At 64.5% G+C, this 16,462-nt stretch carries 14 protein-coding genes; 8 read left to right on the top strand and 6 right to left on the bottom strand.

All coding sequences use genetic code 11. The features are described 5' to 3' along the window. The first annotated feature begins 67 nt into the window (after positions 1-67). Positions 68-1,102: a class 1 fructose-bisphosphatase gene (gene fbp, locus FKZ61_RS15010; RefSeq protein ID WP_141610940.1), complete on the top strand. Its 1,035-nt coding sequence runs from the start codon at positions 68-70 to the stop codon at positions 1,100-1,102. Positions 1,103-1,348: 246 nt separating this feature from the next. Here fbp and FKZ61_RS15015 read toward each other — a convergent pair whose 3' ends face one another. From FKZ61_RS15015 to FKZ61_RS15025, 3 genes are all read right to left on the bottom strand, one after another. Continuing rightward, on the bottom strand, positions 1,349-1,975 hold the full coding sequence (locus tag FKZ61_RS15015) for a hypothetical protein (RefSeq protein WP_141610941.1): 627 nt from the start codon (positions 1,973-1,975) through the stop codon (positions 1,349-1,351). A 162-nt stretch (positions 1,976-2,137) separates the two neighbouring features. Continuing rightward, positions 2,138-3,526 carry a winged helix-turn-helix domain-containing protein gene (locus FKZ61_RS15020; RefSeq protein ID WP_141610942.1) on the bottom strand — a complete coding sequence of 463 codons (1,389 nt, stop codon included), beginning with the start codon at positions 3,524-3,526 and terminating at the stop codon, positions 2,138-2,140. An 81-nt stretch (positions 3,527-3,607) separates the two neighbouring features. Continuing rightward, positions 3,608-4,777, bottom strand: coding sequence for a GAF domain-containing sensor histidine kinase (locus FKZ61_RS15025; protein ID WP_170199781.1), 1,170 nt, complete (start codon positions 4,775-4,777; stop codon positions 3,608-3,610). A 346-nt stretch (positions 4,778-5,123) separates the two neighbouring features. Between FKZ61_RS15025 and FKZ61_RS15030 the strand changes: the two genes are divergently transcribed. Together FKZ61_RS15030 and FKZ61_RS15035 are read left to right on the top strand one after the other, a co-directional pair. Further along, positions 5,124-5,459, top strand: a complete 336-nt coding sequence (locus FKZ61_RS15030; protein ID WP_141610944.1) for an SPW repeat protein — start codon at positions 5,124-5,126, stop codon at positions 5,457-5,459. Positions 5,460-6,248: 789 nt separating this feature from the next. Continuing rightward, on the top strand, positions 6,249-7,847 hold the full coding sequence (locus tag FKZ61_RS15035; RefSeq protein ID WP_141610945.1) for an AMP-binding protein: 1,599 nt from the start codon (positions 6,249-6,251) through the stop codon (positions 7,845-7,847). A 194-nt stretch (positions 7,848-8,041) separates the two neighbouring features. On the opposite strand, the gene FKZ61_RS15040 is transcribed toward FKZ61_RS15035, so the two are convergent. After that, positions 8,042-9,415 carry a dihydrolipoyl dehydrogenase family protein gene (locus FKZ61_RS15040; protein WP_141610946.1) on the bottom strand — a complete coding sequence of 458 codons (1,374 nt, stop codon included), beginning with the start codon at positions 9,413-9,415 and terminating at the stop codon, positions 8,042-8,044. Positions 9,416-9,718: 303 nt separating this feature from the next. Here FKZ61_RS15040 and FKZ61_RS15045 point away from each other — a divergent pair, with 303 nt between their 5' ends. The 3 genes from FKZ61_RS15045 to pdo all read left to right on the top strand — a co-directional run bounded on the left by FKZ61_RS15045 (position 9,719) and on the right by pdo (position 11,505). After that, on the top strand, positions 9,719-10,348 hold the full coding sequence (locus FKZ61_RS15045; protein WP_141610947.1) for an RNA polymerase sigma factor: 630 nt from the start codon (positions 9,719-9,721) through the stop codon (positions 10,346-10,348). Further along, positions 10,341-10,583: an anti-sigma factor family protein gene (locus FKZ61_RS15050; protein ID WP_141610948.1), complete on the top strand. Its 243-nt coding sequence runs from the start codon at positions 10,341-10,343 to the stop codon at positions 10,581-10,583. Before FKZ61_RS15045 ends, FKZ61_RS15050 begins: the two co-directional genes overlap by 8 nt. A 268-nt stretch (positions 10,584-10,851) precedes the next feature. After that, positions 10,852-11,505 carry a protein disulfide oxidoreductase gene (gene pdo / locus FKZ61_RS15055; RefSeq protein ID WP_141610949.1) on the top strand — a complete coding sequence of 218 codons (654 nt, stop codon included), beginning with the start codon at positions 10,852-10,854 and terminating at the stop codon, positions 11,503-11,505. A gap of 423 nt (positions 11,506-11,928) precedes the next feature. Here the strand turns inward: pdo and meaB are convergent, their stop codons facing one another. Both meaB and FKZ61_RS15065 read right to left on the bottom strand, forming a co-directional pair. Beyond that, on the bottom strand, positions 11,929-12,996 hold the full coding sequence (gene meaB, locus FKZ61_RS15060) for a methylmalonyl Co-A mutase-associated GTPase MeaB (RefSeq protein WP_141610950.1): 1,068 nt from the start codon (positions 12,994-12,996) through the stop codon (positions 11,929-11,931). Further along, positions 12,997-13,404 (bottom strand): cobalamin B12-binding domain-containing protein, encoded by a 408-nt coding sequence (locus tag FKZ61_RS15065; protein ID WP_211358577.1) that lies wholly within the window; start codon positions 13,402-13,404, stop codon positions 12,997-12,999. It abuts the gene before it with no gap. Between the two features lie 285 nt (positions 13,405-13,689). Between FKZ61_RS15065 and FKZ61_RS15070 the strand changes: the two genes are divergently transcribed. Next, on the top strand, positions 13,690-14,946 hold the full coding sequence (locus FKZ61_RS15070; protein ID WP_141610951.1) for a glucose-1-phosphate adenylyltransferase: 1,257 nt from the start codon (positions 13,690-13,692) through the stop codon (positions 14,944-14,946). A 23-nt stretch (positions 14,947-14,969) separates the two neighbouring features. Beyond that, entirely contained in the window at positions 14,970-16,229 is a 1,260-nt protein-coding gene (glgD, locus tag FKZ61_RS15075; protein ID WP_170199783.1) for a glucose-1-phosphate adenylyltransferase subunit GlgD, read from the top strand. Positions 16,230-16,462 lie beyond the last annotated feature (233 nt).

Below are 16,462 nucleotides of genomic sequence, written 5' to 3' on the forward strand. Positions count from 1 at the left end.
GGGTTTCTGGCCCTGCCCGGGCAGATTGGCATCAATTGAGCAGAACCACCCACCTGGAGGAGAGGCCATGACCGAACTGCGCGAGTTCCCCAATCAGATCACCACCATCGAACGGTTCATCCTGGATCAGCAGCGGGGCTTTCCCGATGCCACGGGGACCCTGACCAACCTGCTGTATGACCTGGCCCTGGCTGCCAAGATCATCGCCAGCCGCACCACCCGGGCCGGCCTGGTGGACATTTTGGGCAGCACCGGGGAACAGAATGTCCAGGGAGAGGAAGTGCAGAAGCTGGACCGCTTCGCAGAGCGTACCATCTTCCGGCTGAACGACCACACCGGGCGCCTGGCCGTCATGGCCTCGGAGGAAGAGGCGGACATCATCCCTATCCCCGAACGTTTCAAAACCGGCAAATACGTGCTCCTCTACGACCCGCTGGACGGGTCTTCCAACATCGATTTCAACGTCAGCGTGGGCACTATCTTCGCCATCTACCGGCGCAAGAGCCAGGAAGGGCCGGGCACCCTGGAGGACTGCCTCCAGAAGGGGCGGGACCTGGTGGCCGCCGGCTACATCATCTACGGCTCCAGCACCATGATGGTCTATTCCACGGGTCAGGGGGTACACGGCTTCACCCTGGATCCCAGCATCGGCGAGTTTCTCCTCTCCCACCCCAACATCCGCATCCCGGCCCGGCCCAAGTACTACAGCGTGAATCAGGGCTACGAGCGCTACTGGTCGGAGGGGGTGCGCCGCTTTACCCGTTGGCTCCAGGGCGAGAACGAAGAAGGCAAAGAACTCTCCCTGCGCTACATCGGCTCCCTGGTGGCGGACTTCCACCGCAACCTGCTCACCGGCGGCATCTTCTACTATCCGGCCGATAGCAAAGATCCAGACAAACCCCATGGCAAGCTGCGCCTGCTCTACGAGGCGGCTCCCCTGGCCTTTCTGGCCGAACAGGCCGGCGGATACGCTTCTGACGGCCATCGGCCTATCCTGGACATCCAGCCCCAGGGCTTGCACCAGCGGACGCCCCTCTTCATCGGCAATCGCTCCCTGGTGGAGAAGGCGGAATACTTCATCCGCACCTACGATCAGGGATGAGGTCATGGCTCTGCTGCAAAAGGGTCAAATAGGACACTTACCCACGCAGATGAACGCTGATGAGGGCCACTCTCTCCTGCATTTCTTTGCGCCTTTGCACCTTTGCGCCTTTGCGTTCAAAAATCAAAAATGCCCTTTTTGCAGGGGAGTCGGTCATGGGTGCGCCAATAGAAACAGGTTGCGGCATGGTTACGCCGCAACCTGTTTGGACTTGCTTGGTCGTTGGGGATGCTTGTCCGGGGGTGCCTATTTCTTCCAGGTGTAGGTGCCGGTACGGCCGACCGGTAGCTGGGTCAGGTCAGTGGGGTTGCCGCTGTCCGCCGGCTGGAGGCCAGCTCGCTCGATGATGAGCCGGGCCAGCTCCGGGTCATAGGCCCGATCTTCCCGCTCCAGGGTCAGCTCGCCTTCGGGCGTGTAGTAGACCTGCAGCATGGCGTCTTCGTAGCGGGCGTCCGGGCGGCGGACCACAATGTCCAGCCGGTGGATGTGCCCCCAGTCCCAGACCTTTTTCAAGCCCCATGGCCGCAGCGGGTTGTAGATGACCAGGGCGTCCTCGGTTACTCGATAGGTTTCGTAAATGTCCAGCAGATCGCCGTAAATGAGGAGAATGCCCCAGAGGACAAAGGTCCAGGCGATGGCCTCGGCAAAGAAGACATGGGTCATGCCCATGCTGAAAGCCAGGGCCCCCGCGACCAGCATGGCTACCCCCATGGCCATGTTGCGTTGGGTGCCATAGAAGACAATGTCGCGGGACGCTTCCGGCTGGGCTTCCTCGCCTGCCGCAGTTTCTGCTTCTGCCACGACTTCCTCATCCCGGGCAGTGTCTGCGGACACCGCTGTGGAAGCCAGGGTTGCTTCGGCCACTTCCGCCATGGTACTCCTCCTCGCCGGTGATTGAGATCCGCTTCCGGATGCGCTGACGCCTTCTGGATGATACGCAATGAAAGCTGTACCGAATAAACGCTGTAATAGTATAGCCGCTTTCTCAAGCCTGCCCAAATTCCACTCGTGCAAAGATGCACAATGCCCCCGGCTCTATCGCTCGTTGCCGTCAGGCAGGAGGCGGTATCCCCGGCCGCGGATGGTGGTGAGAAAGCGGGGGCTGCTGGGGTCGGGCTCAATCTTCTGACGAAGCCGGCTGACCAGCTTCTCGATGCGGGCGTCGTCCACCTCGTCGATGTAGCTCTCTCCCCAGACGTGGGTCACGATCTGGTACTTATCCACGATCTTTTCCGCATTCTGGAAGAGCAACAACATCAACCGATATTCCAGGTTGGTGAGGGTCTCCACCGGCCGGTCGCCCAGGAATACTTCGCCCCGCTCTGCGTCCAGCCAGAGGCTGGTGGCGGAGGACCGTTCCTGGAGGACTTTGCGCTGGACAAAATCAGCCAGGAGTCGGCTGAAGAACTGATACTTCCCCTCCACCGGCAGCAGGATGTGACGCCGGGCCAGGTCGGCCAGGATGGCGGCGTTAGGCTCGTGGTCGGCCTGGAAGAGGCCCAGCATCTCCGCCTGTTCCTCCGGCGAGCGCTCATCCCAGATCTTGGCGCATTCCAGTTGCAGATCCTCGTTGCTGCGCATCTGCCGGGCCACCTGCCGATGGAGGGACCAGCGGTCGGCGGGGTTGGCCGGGTCGGCCTGCGCGGCCGGCAAGGCCGCATCCAGCAGGCGGCAGATGCCTTCCACCAGCGGCGGATGCCCGCCGGACCACTCGTAGATGAAGTCCAGGTCCGCCGCGATGAAGTCCGCCTCGAAGGCCTCCATGTACCGTCGGACCAGCCGTTCCACATCGCTGCGGGTCAGGGGAGCCAGGTGCCAGACCCGGGGCAGAAAGAGCTCACAGAACTCGGCACAGTGGTTTTCGCCCCGGAGCTGGATCAGGGGATTGCCCGTTGCCGTCACGTAGACCAGTTGGGGGCCGTGGCGATCTTTGAGCGCCCGCATGTTCAGGAAGACCCGGGAATCGATCTGGGAAAAGGGCTCGTCGAATTCGTCTAGGAAGAGGATGAGTCGGCCTGTGACGCTTTGCAGGGCTGCGGTGATCCCCCGGTTGAAGCTCAGGGGGATCTGGAAGTCGCTGGCTGGCGCCACCAGGGTTTCGTAGGCTTCCACCAGCTCCGGCAGGGATGCAAAGTGGGGTGAACTTTCCTGGAGGCAGCGCAAAACCAGTTCATAGAAGCCCTGGTCGCTCATCCCTAGCATCCGGTTACAGTCGATGTAGACGGGCAGGTAGGTCTGTCCCGCCTCTCCCAGCTCCTGGATCCAGACGTCGGGCTGGGCCAGCAGGCGAAGCAGGGCCGACTTGCCCACGTTGCTGAAGCCGACTACCTGGACGCACTGGGCGGCCACCAGGTACTGGATAATGTTGTGCACATCATGGCGGCGCATGTAGCCACCATCGGTCAAACGTAGCGTGTAGGGCATTCCTCCCCCCGGTGCAGTGCAATTCGGCAGTGAAATCCGGCGCGGTGAAATCCTGGGAGATGGCGACATCAGCCTGCCGGCTTAGCGAGCCGGCAAGGGCACGCAGACGGTGATGGCCGTGCCCTCGCCCGGGCTACTCTCCAGGCGTAGCTCGCCGCCCAGGAGCCGGGCCCGCTCGTTGAGGCCGACCAGGCCAAAGCGCCCCTCCGGGATCTCCGCCGGGTCGAATCCCTGGCCGTTGTCCTCGATGGCCAGGCTGACGCTGGCGGGCGTGAGGGTCAGGGTGAGGCGGACGTGGCAGGCCCCGGCGTGGCGCTGGATGTTGTTCAACGCCTCCTGGGCCATGCGGTAGAGCCCCACCTCCAGGTGAACCGGCAGTGGACGGTCGTCGCCCACCAGTACAAAGTCGCAGTCCACCTCTGGGCCCAGGGCGCTCTCCTGGATCAGGTGGGCGATGGCCTGGGCCAGGGTACGCCCCTGGAGCGGCGCCGCGCGCAGGTCCAGCACCGAGCGGCGCGCTTCCTCCAGATTGTGGCGGGCCATTTGCAGCGCCTTCTGGACACAGCGTTGGACCTGTTGCAGCGCTGCGTCCTGGCGGTCGGCCCGTTCCAGCAGGGCGTCGGCTGTTTCCAGCTGAAGGGCGATGGCCGACAGTCCCTGGGCCAGGGTGTCGTGGATCTCCCGGGCCAGGCGGTTGCGTTCTTCCACTGCGCCCAATTGGGTGCTGCGGGCGAAAAGATGAGCCCGGGCGATGGCGATGCTGAGCATGTCCCCCACGGTGTACAACAGGCGCAGATCGTCCGCAGAGAGCTTTCGCCAGTCTGTGCTGGCCACGTTGAGCACCCCCAGCCGGGTCTCCTGGGCATAGAGGGGGATGCTGGCATGGAAGCGCAGGCCATCGGTGCCGGCCATAAGCTTTTTCAGGCGGCTGCAGGTGATGATGTTCACGTTGGCTGCGCCCTCCAGGTCTCCCGCCAGGTAGGTGTCCAGGCAGTAGCAGCCACCGGCCATCCGCTCCGGCTCATGGGCCAGGCCTGGGGGCAAGTTGTGGGTGGCTGCCAGATAGGTGTTGCCGGTTTCCGGATGCACCAGGAAGACCCAGCCGGTGCGCAACCCGAACAGCTCGGCCACCAGGCCCAGCACCACCTGCAGGGCCCGGTCCAGGTCTACTTCCCGGTTCAGGGCCTGGGCGATGTGGTTGAGGATGGAGAGCTCCCGATGATGTTGTTGGAGCTGCTGCTGTTCGTTCATGGGCAGGTGTTCCGGCATTTCTGTTCCGGGTGGCGGCTCATGGGCCGCGGAGCCTGTGGGCACTGGCGCCACCACCTTCCGTCCGAGGGGCTGTCATTGTTTCCCGGGCGCCAACGGCCGCCTTGGTGGGTAGTATATCATACCCGCCGCCCCAGGTAGAGGCGCTCAGCTGCCCGGGCGGCCTTCCAATGGGAGAATTCATACATTTTTCTGATATTCTGCTAGCGTTCCACAAACATCCCGCTGCCATACTGGAAAGCAGAATCGGTGTAGGAGCCAGGCAGGCCCTGCACGCGTTCGTATGTGTTGGTTGGTGTTGACCAATTAGCACAGAAGGAGGCAGGCTATGTACTGGGTAACGGGTATTCTTGGCTTGTTGCTCGCGGTTGCGCCTTTTGCGTTGGGCTATCGGGAACATCCCGGTGCCATGTGGACCAGCGTGGTCCTGGGCGTGATTGTACTGTTGGCCTCCCTGTATGAAGCCATCGACAAAGAAAAGGCCAAGTGGGAGTATTGGGTCGCTGGCGTAGCGGGCCTGTTGGCCATCATCGCTCCCTTTGCGTTGGGCTTCAGCGCCATGACCTCGGCCCTGTGGACCACGGTGATCCTGGGCGCGATCCTGTTGATCCTGGCCGGTTATGAGCTGTTCTACGTGGAGCGATCCCAGAAGCATCAATCTTAATGCCCACCCGGCTGGCGTTGGGCGGCAACTGACGCCAGCCCACCTCTTTCGACGCAGTTTTCGACGCGAGAAGCCCTGACCGCTTGCCCTAGGAGGGCGGGGTCAGGGTTTCTTTTTGGCGGCTCTCATTTGCCAGATGGTCTCTTTCGCCGTATTGTTATACTATCTTTGCACCTTTTCAATTTACAGACGCAATCCACAATGGCCGTCCCGTCGCAGGCGCAGCTCGTAACTGCGCAGCCGTCGCTGTCCCTTCACCCGTCGGGATGTGGCGACGGCGGGCGGGCACGGGGGCCCGCCCCTACGGCAAACCGGTACCCTTGCGCGGGGGGTGACACCGGGCGGGGCAAGCCCCGCCCCTACGGGAACGGGCATCCCGTCGTAGGCGCAGCTCGTAGCTGCGAGGTGTCGCTGTCCCTTCACCCGTCGGGATGTGGCGACGGCGGGCGGGCACGGGGGCCCGCCCCTACGGCAAACCGGTACCCTTGCGCGGGGGGTGACACCGGGCGGGGTAAGCCCCGCCCCTACGGGAACGGGCATCTCGCCGTAGGCGCAGCTCGTAGCTGGGCAGGCGTCGCCATTCCTTCACCTGCCGGGATGGGGCGACGGCGGGCAGGCGGGGAGACCCGCTCCCGCGGGAACAGGGGTCCTGCCGAGCACCGCCGTGGATAGTTGTGAAATCTGTGGATCGAATCTGTAAAGATGGGGCGGGAAGTCATCTGTGAAATCTGTGGCTAAAAAAAGATACGCCTGTGGTTTCTGCAATGAAATCGGGCATTGACATCGATCATGAATCTGGCAGAGCTGCTGAGCCAACAGGCTCGACATCGCCCACAAGCCATCGCCCTGTTGGATCTCACCCGTGGCAGGCTCCGCCAGGTCCGCTTTGCCCAGCTGGATGAATGGGGACGCCGGGGCGCGTCCCTGCTGGCCCGGGAAGGGCTGCAGGCCGGAGATGTGATCCTCATCTTTCATCCCCTGGGCGTGGAGCTGTACGCCGCCTTGGCCGCGGTCTTGCGGATGGGCCTGGTGGCCATGTTTGTGGATCCAGCCCAGGGCACCGAGCACATCGCCCGCTGCTGTCAGCTCCTCCCGCCCAAGGCCCTGTTGGCCACGCCCAAGGCCCACCTCCTGCGGCTGACGACGCCGGCCCTGCGACGTATCCCCGTCAAGTTCGCCACCGGCCTGGGCGCCCCGGGAGCCATCCCCTGGCGGCGCTGGCGTTCCTGTGCCCCTTCGTCCTGGATGGCCCCCTGTTCGCCAGATACGCCCGCCCTGGTGACCTTCACCAGCGGGACCACCGGCCAGCCCAAGGCCACCGTGCGCACCCATGGAATCCTGCTACAGCAGCACCTGGCCCTGGAGAGAACTCTGGGCCTGACGCCCGACGACCGGGTATTGACCACGCTGCCCCTCTTCGTGCTGTCGCACCTGGCTGCCGGCGCTTCGACCCTCCTGCCCCGGGTCAACCTGCGCAGCCCAGGGCGCGTGGACGGCCCGGGCCTGGTAGCCCAGATGGAGCGCCACAGGGTCACCTGCCTGGAGGGATCCCCCACCCTGGTGGATGGGGTGGTCCGCGCCTGTGAGGCCCAGGGGCGCATCCTGCCTGGCCTCACCCGGGTCTTCAGCGGCGGCGCTCCGGTTTTCCCTCAACTCATGGCCCGGGTCCAGGCGGTAGCGCCCCAGGCCACGGTGACCGCGGTCTACGGCGCCACCGAGGCCGAGCCCATCGCCGCAATCCACTACCACGAGCTGGACGAAGACGATATTCACCAGATGCAGGCCGGGGCCGGCCTGTTGGCAGGCCGCCCGGTTCCAGAGATTTGTGTGCGCATCCTCCCGGATCGATGGGGCACTCCCTGGGGTAGCCTCAGCCCGGCGGAATTCGAGGAGCTGACCCTGCCGCCGGGCGTCCCGGGCGAAATTGTGGTCAGCGGCCGCTATGTCTTGACCGGCTACCTCCATGGCCAGGGGGATGCGGAGACCAAGATCCGGGTAGGCGAGACCATCTGGCACCGGACGGGGGATGCGGGCTATCTGGACCATGAAGGGCGCCTCTGGCTGTTGGGCCGATGCGCGGCCCGGGTGGCCGATGCCCGGGGTGTCCTTTATCCCCTGTCGGTGGAGGCCCCAGCCCAGGCCTTTCCCCAGGTCCGTCGGGCGGCGCTGGTTGCCCATGCGGGCCAGCGTCTGCTGGCTTTGGAGCTGGACGGCCCACCGACCCCGACCCTGTTGCAACAGATCCACGCCCAGGTAGGTCGGGATCGGATCGACAAGATCTGGGTTTTGCCCCGGCTGCCGGTGGATCGACGCCACAACGCCAAGATCGACTACGGCGAATTGCGGCAGTTGTTGATTGCCAACCAGAAAACCGCCGCCCCTTCGTAGGCGCAGCGCGTCGCTGCGCTTTGTCGCCCCCTTTCATTCCCACGGATCCGGCGACACCGGGTGGGCACGAAGGGCCGCCCCCGGTGAACCGCTGCCCTTTCGTGAACTGGCAAAGCCGTGTGGCCAGAGACCGCACCTGCCGAAATCGGTGCCCTTCCGGGCCTGGCAACGCCGGGTGGGCTGCCAGCCAGCCCCTACGGCTGGCTGCGACGTACCCAGGGGCCTGCCTCCTGGGCCGCCAGGAAAGCCAGCTCGCTCACGGTGGGGTGGGCGCCGGCAACCTCGGCCAGTTGCTCCACCGTCGCCCCCCAGGCGATGGCCAGGGCCACTGGGGCCAGCACGTCGGCCGCGTGGGGGCCCACCGCCACACCGCCCACCACCCGGCGGTCGTGTTTGTCGTAGGCCAGCTCTACGAAGCCGTCGCCCTCGGCCAGCAGATGCCCCTTCAGGCCCGCGGTGAAGGGCAACCGTACCGTCAGGAGCTGGTTGCTGGCTGTCTGAAGGGTGCCCACCTGGGCCACCTGGGGTTCGCAGTAAACCGCATGGACGACCGTCTCTGGCCGGAAGGGAGGCGTGGGGAGGCCCAGGGCATGTCGAGCCGCGATACGGGCCTGGGCCGTGGCCCGGTTGGCCAGCATGGGCGCGCCCGTGGCATCGCCCACCGCGTAGATGCCCGGTACCCTGGTCTGGCCGTAGGCGTCGGTCTCCAGTCCACCGCCCGGGCCTGGGGAAAGCCCCGCCGCGTCCAGGGCCAGGCGCGCCAGGTCGGGCGTGCGGCCGATGGCCAGGAAGGCCATGCTGCCGGTATGGCGGCCCCCATCCCGGGTGATCACTGTGATGCCGGCCTCGTTTCGTTCAATGGCTGTGGCGGGCTGACCAATGGCCAGGTCCACCCCGCGGCGGGCCATGACATCTGCCAGGAAGCGGCCCACATCAGGCGCAAAGCGGGGCAGGATGCCGGCCTGATCCAGGACCCAGGTCACCCGAAGGCCCAGGCGGTTGAAGAGATAGGCGAACTCGGTGCCGGTGGCGCCGCCGCCGACCACCACCACGTCCGGCGGCAGTTGGGCCAGATGGCTGGCAAAGCGGGGCGCGAGGATCCGCTCCCCGTCGGGCTGCATCCCCGGCGGAAAGCGAGGCACCGATCCGGTGGCGACGATGACGGCATCGGCGTGGACGGTGTGGGTGAAATCCTGGGCTTGCACTGTGAGGGAATGGGGGCCGCTGAAGGCCGCGACACCGTTGAGCAGCTCCACGCCCAGCCGGCGCAGGCTGGCCGCCTGCTGCTCGTTCCACGCGGCTGTGACAGCGCGGATGCGGGCCAACACGGCCTGGGGATCGGGCCGGGCGCCCGTCACCACTGTACCCAGTTGGGCGGCCTCCTGGAACAGGCCGTAGGTGTCTGCCGCCGTCAGCCAGACCTTGCTGGGCGTCAGGCTGTGCCAGCCGGCGCGACCGCCCACAGGGCCTTCGCCGATCAGGGTGACCTGGGCGCCGGCCCGGGCGGCAACTGTGGCCGCTTCGATGCCGGCCGGCCCATTGCCGATGATGGCGATCCGTTGGGTCATCTGTATGCTCCTCTGGCGTGGCATGGATTCGTCTGATGAATTCCGGCAGACGTGGGGTCTATGTCCTCGTGTGGCGGTGGCACGGGCACCCCTGTCCCGCCGGAAAGCTGATCCCTGGGGCGAATGAATGCCCGACTGTACTGGCCCGGGGATCAGGCCTATAATGGGGTACATTACCACCACTCTGCCGGGAAGTCGAGTGAAAGGCGTCCCATTTGGGGCGGGACCATGGTCTGGCAACGGTGGCCCAGGAAATGGGCGCCCAACGAATAAGCCAGCTTTTGCAGGGGAGAAGGATAAGCCATGGATGCCAGCGAGCAGGTGCAGGAACAACAACTGGTGGCGCGGGCCCAGCAGGGCGATCCGGCTGCCCTGGCCGCCATCGTGGAGGCTCACCAGCAGCGGATCTACCACGTGGCCCTGCGCATGTGTGGCAACCCCCAGGATGCCGAAGAGACGTTGCAGGAGACGTTCCTGAAGGCCATCCAGGCTTTGCCCCGCTTCGAAGGGCGCTCTCGTCTTTCCACCTGGCTCTACCGAATCGCCTCGAACCTCTGCCTGATGCAGCGCCGGCGGGACGCGGCGGAGCCCCTGCACTTTTCGGTGGACGTCGCGGCCGATGGCTCGGATGGCGAAGCAGAAGATCTCTTTCCGCCCACGTTGGTGGACTGGTCGTACGATCCCGACGCCCTCCTGCTGGATGCCGAGCTGCGTCAGGTGATGGAAGAGGCCATCGGCCAGCTTCCGCCCAAGCTGCGGTTGGTCTTCATCTGGCGAGATCTGGAAGGGCTGTCCACCGGGGAGGTGGCGGAGGTGTTAGGCATCTCGGAGAGCGCAGTGAAGGTCCGATTACATCGGGCCCGCCTGCAGCTGCGGGAGCGTCTGTCGGCGTATTTCGCCGAACGGCCCCAGAAAGGAGACACCCATGGATGAGCGTCGCTGTCGGCAATGGCTGGGCGAACTGTCCGCTTACCTGGACGGGGAGTTGGCGCAGGAGCTCTGCGCGGAACTGGAACGGCATCTGCAAGATTGCCCCGACTGTCAGGTGGTGGTGGATACCCTGGCCCGCACCGTTACCCTGTATCGAGTCCTGCCGGCCCCTGGTCTGCCTGATGGAGCCCGGCAACGCCTCTTCCATCGACTGCATCTGGACAGCCTGGGCGATTGAGCCTGGCGGGTGCACCCGGTCCATCGGCTCATCTGCCTGACGGCCCCCTTTGTCGCTGCCTTCTGACATTTTCATCCCCAAGGCCCCGGCCGATGTAACCTTTGACGACTATTTGCATCTAAATCAGAAGAAGGGTGCCCCATCCTGGGGCGCGCCAGATAACCGTTGGCGGTGAATCGGCTGGCCATGGAAACAGCAAGCCTGCCCGGTTCGAATGCCGACCCAAGCATGAGACTACATGAGATCATCAGAGACGAAGGAGAAGATCATGGCGTTACTGAATGAAGACATCCAGGAGCAGGTTCGCAAGGAATTCGAACAGTTGGAGGGAAAGGTCAAGCTGGTCGTCTTTACCCAGGAAGTGGAATGCCAGTATTGCCAGGAAACCCGGGAGCTGGTGGAGGAAGTGGCCGCCCTGTCCGACAAGTTGACGGTGGAGGTCTACGACTTCGTCGCCGACAAGGAGCAGGCCGAAGCCTACGGCATCGACAAAATCCCGGCGGTGGCCATCCTGGCCGATGGGGACACCCCCAAGGATTACGGGATCCGCTTCTATGGCATCCCGTCTGGCTATGAGTTCAGCACCCTGATCGAGGACATCGTCATGGTTTCCCGGCGGGAGTCGGGGCTGAGCGAGGCCACCCGGCAGAAATTGGCCCAGCTGACGGAACCCCTGCACCTGCAGGTCTTCGTGACGCCTACCTGCCCCTACTGCCCCCGGGCCGTTCGCCTGGCCCACATGATGGCCCTGGAGAGCGACCTGGTCAAGGCGGACATGGTGGAGGCCATCGAGTTCCCCCACCTGTCGGCCCGTTACAATGTCATGGGCGTGCCCCGCACGGTGATCAACGACAAGGAGTTCATCGAAGGCGCCGTGCCCGAGGCCATGCTCATGGCCCGGATTCAAGAGGCGGTCAATTAGCACGGGCTGGTGTCAATAGGCCAGGGGAGCTGAGGGGGCGTAGTACGGGTTTCCACCTGCGCCACTATCTTTGCAGAGCCGCACGGTGGTGCCCGGAAGGGCGCCCGTTCCCGTAGGGGCGGGCCGCCGTGCCCGCCCGCTGTCGAACCAGCCACCCACGGCGGGCCAGAGACCCGCCCTACGCACGTGTTGCACCCAATCCGGACAGGTGCAGGGACGGCAACGGCTGCGCAGCGACTGGGTCGGCATCCTCAGAGGCCGACTCCGCGTGGCGGTGGTGATTCCTTTGAGGAGTGCGCATCCTCAGATGCGCACTCGCCCTACGCGGCGTTGTCTGTGTAATCCGTGTTATCTGTGCAATCTGTGGCTGAAAATAAAGTGCAAAGATAGTGAGTGCATCGACCCCTCTGATTTCCGGTGAATTTACGCTTCCTGGGACGAGACAGCCGCGCCGGTCAGGGTCGCCAGCAACTGTTGGGCCGCGCTGTAGGGATCCTGGCGGCGCTGGCGTACCGTGTCCACCAGATCTTGCAGCGCCTGGGCAGGGAGCTCCCGGGCCATCCGTTGCGCCAGGGTGGCGCGTACGATATTTTCCAGGCTGTGGGCGATGCGCGCCCGTTCTCGTACATCCAGCTCGCCGCTCTCCTGCAGCCAGTCGCGGTGGGCCTCGATCCGGCCGCACAGCGCCTCCACGCCGTGGCCGGTCGTGGCCACCGTCTTCAGCACCGTGACCGTCCAGCCCGCCTGTGGCGAAGGGGATGAAGCCGCGGGGAGCTCCATGGAGAGCAGATGGCCGTGGTGGCGCACCGTGCGGGTGCCGCCACGGCCCATCTCCAGCATGGCCTCCAGGGCCTTGACGGTGCGGTCGGTTCCCGGCAGGTCGGCCTTGTTCACCACCAGGATGTCCCCAATTTCCAGGATGCCGGCCTTGATGGCCTGCACCTCATCGCCCAGGCCGGGGGCTTCCACCACCACGGTAGTGTGGGCCGTGGTGGCGATTTCCACCTCCGCCTGGCCCACGCCCACCGTCTCCACCACGATGCGGTCGAAGCCAGCGGCGTCCAGCAGCGTGATCACGTCGCCGGTGGTCTTGCTCAGACCACCCAGGTTGCCCCGGGTGGCCATGCTACGGATGAACACCCCGGGGTCGCCGCTGAGGGCGCGCATCCGTACCCGGTCCCCCAGGAGGGCGCCGCCGCTGAAGGGGCTGGTGGGGTCTACGGCTACCACGGCCACGGTCAGGCCCCGGGCCCGATAGGCCTGGACCAGGGCGGTCACCAGGGTGGATTTTCCCGTGCCCGGGGCGCCAGTGATGCCGATGAGGTGGGCGTGGCCCGTGTGGGGAAAAAGGGCCTGGAGGAGGGCCTGGGCATCTGGCGCTTCATCTTCGATGCGGCTGATGGCCCGGGCCAGGAGGAGGCGATTCCCCTGGCGTATTCCTGCCACCAGCGTGGCCACATCCGGGGAGGGGCGCGCTTTGACGGGGGCCATCTAGGCGGCCACCTGGCCCACGGCCTGGTGAATGAAGTCCACAATGGCCTGGGTGGGTGTGCCCGGGCCGAAGACGGCGCTGACGCCGGCAGCGCGCAGCTTTTCCACGTCCTCCTCGGGAATGATGCCCCCCACCAGCACCACCACGTCTTCCTGCCCCTGGGCCCGGAGCAGTTCCACCACCTTGGGGCAGAGGGTCATGTGGGCGCCGCTGAGGATGCTCAGCCCCACCACATCCACATCTTCCTGCAGGGCTGCTTCCGCGATCATCTGGGGGGTCTGGCGAATGCCGGTGTAGATGACCTCAAAACCGGCATCCCGCAGGGCGCGGGCGATCACCTTCGCGCCCCGATCGTGGCCGTCCAGCCCCGGTTTGGCTACCAGTACTCGGATCTTCCGCTCCACCATGGGTTTGCTCCTGAATCGTGTCTTTCATGTCCCATTCGTCCGTCCATGGGCCGGTACAGCCTGGCAAAACCATCGTCGCGTTTTTGCCGGGGGCTGCCCGGGCCGACGGGCGTATCTGGGAATGCCATTGTACCATCGGTTGGCGTCCGGCGCATCACCGCGCGCGGCCATTGGGCGATCCTGGCAGGTCACTTTTGTGCTGGTTGATGATTGGCGTAATTTGGTTTAGTATATAGACGCATCTAACCTGCCTCTGTTCATCCAGCATCTACTCGAGAGGCCGCCATGAAAACCATTGCCATGATTCTGGCGGGGGGTGAGGGAACCCGCCTGACCGTTCTGTCGGAGGCACGTGCCAAGCCGGCTGTGCCCTTCGCGGGCAAGTTCCGGATTATCGACTTCCCCCTCAGCAACTGCGTCAACAGCGGGATCTATACGGTGGGCGTGTTGACCCAGTACCGCCCCCACAGCCTGAATGAACACATCGGCATCGGTAAACCCTGGGATCTGGACCGCAGCCGTGGGGGGGTACGTCTGCTGCAGCCTTACCAGCGGCGCCGTGGCCAGCAATGGTATGCGGGCACCGCCGATGCCATCTACCAGAACATGGACTACATCTGGGAACACCGGGCCGACACCGTCCTGATCCTCTCCGGCGATCACATCTACAAGATGAATTACATGCCCATGATCGAATACCACTGGGCTGTGGGCGCAGACTTGACCATCGCCGTGATGCCGGTTCCCATCGAAGAGGCCCACCGCTTTGGCATCATGCAGACCGACGACGAGCAACGCATCATTCAGTTCTACGAAAAACCCAAAGAGCGGGATAAAGGCAACCTGGCCTCCATGGGCATCTATGTGTTCAACGCCCACACCCTGGAAAGACGCCTGAGCGAAGGGGGGCCGGAAAACCCCCGCATCGACTTCGGCAAAGATGTGATTCCGGCCATGATCGCAGAAGGTGACCGGGTCTTCGCCTACCGGTATGAAGGTTATTGGGTGGACGTGGGTACGGTGGATTCCTACTGGGCCACCAACCTGGATCTGCTCAAGCCCGAACCAGCGTTGGATCTCTACACCGACAAATGGCCCATCCACACCAAATCCGAAGAGCGCCCAGCCGCCAAATTCGGCCCCCAGTCCAAGGTGGTCAGCAGCATGATCTCCAACGGCTGTGTCATCCGCGGGCTGGTGGTCAACAGCGTCCTCAGCCCGGGGGTCTACGTCAGCCCTGGCGCCGTGGTCAAGGACAGCGTGGTCATGAACGACACCTGGATTGGTCCCGGCGCCCGGCTGGAGAAGGTGGTGGTGGACAAACAGGTGATGATCGGTGCCGGCGCCGTGGTGGGCACCGGGGATGAGTCGGTGCCCAACGAACAGATGCCCGACAAGCTCTACACCGGCATTTCGGTCATCGGCAAGGGCGCCTATATCCCCGACGGAGCCCAGATCGGGCGCAATGTGTTGATCAATAGCAACCGAGACGAAAAAGACTTCCCGGCGGACGGCATCGTCGCGGATGGGAAGACCATTTAGCCGACTCCATCGCGAGGTGTACCATGACCCGAGCCTTTGCCATGATCATGGCCGGCGGTTCCAGCGAAAGCCTGAGCGTGCTGACGGAAGTCCGGGCGGAACCGGCTGTGCCCTTCGGCGGTAAGTTTCGCCTGATCGACTTCCCCCTGAGCAACTGTGTCAACAGCGACATCTACAATGTGGCCGTCCTCACCCAATATCGTCCCCGTAGCCTGAACGATCACATCGGCATCGGCAAGCCCTGGGACCTGGACCGGGCCACCGGCGGCGTGCGCCTGCTCCAGCCCTATCGGGGCGGCCCCTATGGGGACTGGCAACAGGGCACCGCGGACGCGGTGCGCCGCAACCTGGACTTCGTGCAGCTCCAGCAGGAAGAGCATGTCCTGATCCTGGCCGGGGATCACATCTACCTCATGGACTACCGGCCCATGCTCTACCAGCACATCCAGAGCAACGCCGACCTGACCGTGGCCGTGCGGCGGGTCAACCCCTACGAAACCCACCGCTTTGGCATTGTCTCTGTGGGAGCCGAAAATCGCATCGTTGAATTTCAAGAGAAGCCCAAGCGCTCCCGGGAGACCCTGGCTTCCATGGGGATCTACATCTTCCGCAAAGAGGTGCTGGTGGAGGTGCTGGAGAACAGCGACTACATCGACTTCGGCAGCCACGTGTTGCCGGGCATGTTGCAAGCTTCCTACGCCATCCACGCCTACACCTTCCCCGGCTACTGGGCCGACGTGGGCACGATCCAGGCCTACTGGGAAGCCAACATGAGCCTGCTGGCCGAAAACCCGGCCCTGGATCTCTACGACCCAGAGTGGGTGGTCCACACCCGCAGCGAGGAGCGGGCGCCGGTGAAGATCGGCCCCAACGCCCAGGTCAACGGCAATCTCCTCTCCAACGGCTGCCGGGTGGACGGTCTGGTGGAGCGGAGCGTGCTCTCCCCCGGCGTCTACGTGGCGGAAGGCGCCGTGGTGCGAGACAGCATCATCCTGAACGACACGGTCATCGAAGCAGGCGCGGTGGTGGATCGGGCCATCATCGACAAAGGGGTGGTGGTGGGGGCCGGCGCCCGGGTGGGCGACGGCGACGACAACACCCCCAACGAGGCCATGCCCCAGCAGATCAACACCGGGCTCACCCTGGTGGGCAAGCAGTCGGTCATCCCTCCAAACCTGGTCATCGGCCGCAACGTGGTGGTCCACGCCTACAGCGACGCCAAGGCCTTCGGCAAGCGCAAAAAGGTCCCCAGCGGCGCCGACATTGGCAAGAACCTGCGCTGACCGCCGCTCTGGCTTGAAAATAGGGATGGGGAAGCGAACCCCGCTTCCCCATTTTGCTTTGGCTCATCTACCACGGCTGTGCGCTGCCTGCCCTGGTTTCGCAGGAAACCAAACAGGTTCGCACACATCGGGGAGATGCGCCTTTGCGTTTCTGGTCTTCTCGCTGGATTCCCCGGGCAGATGTTCCGCGTCCAGGCGCTGTCAACCGCCGGCGGCCTTGGCCTGATAGCCCA

This window comes from Litorilinea aerophila (assembly GCF_006569185.2).
GTDB lineage: Bacteria > Chloroflexota > Anaerolineae > Caldilineales > Caldilineaceae > Litorilinea > Litorilinea aerophila.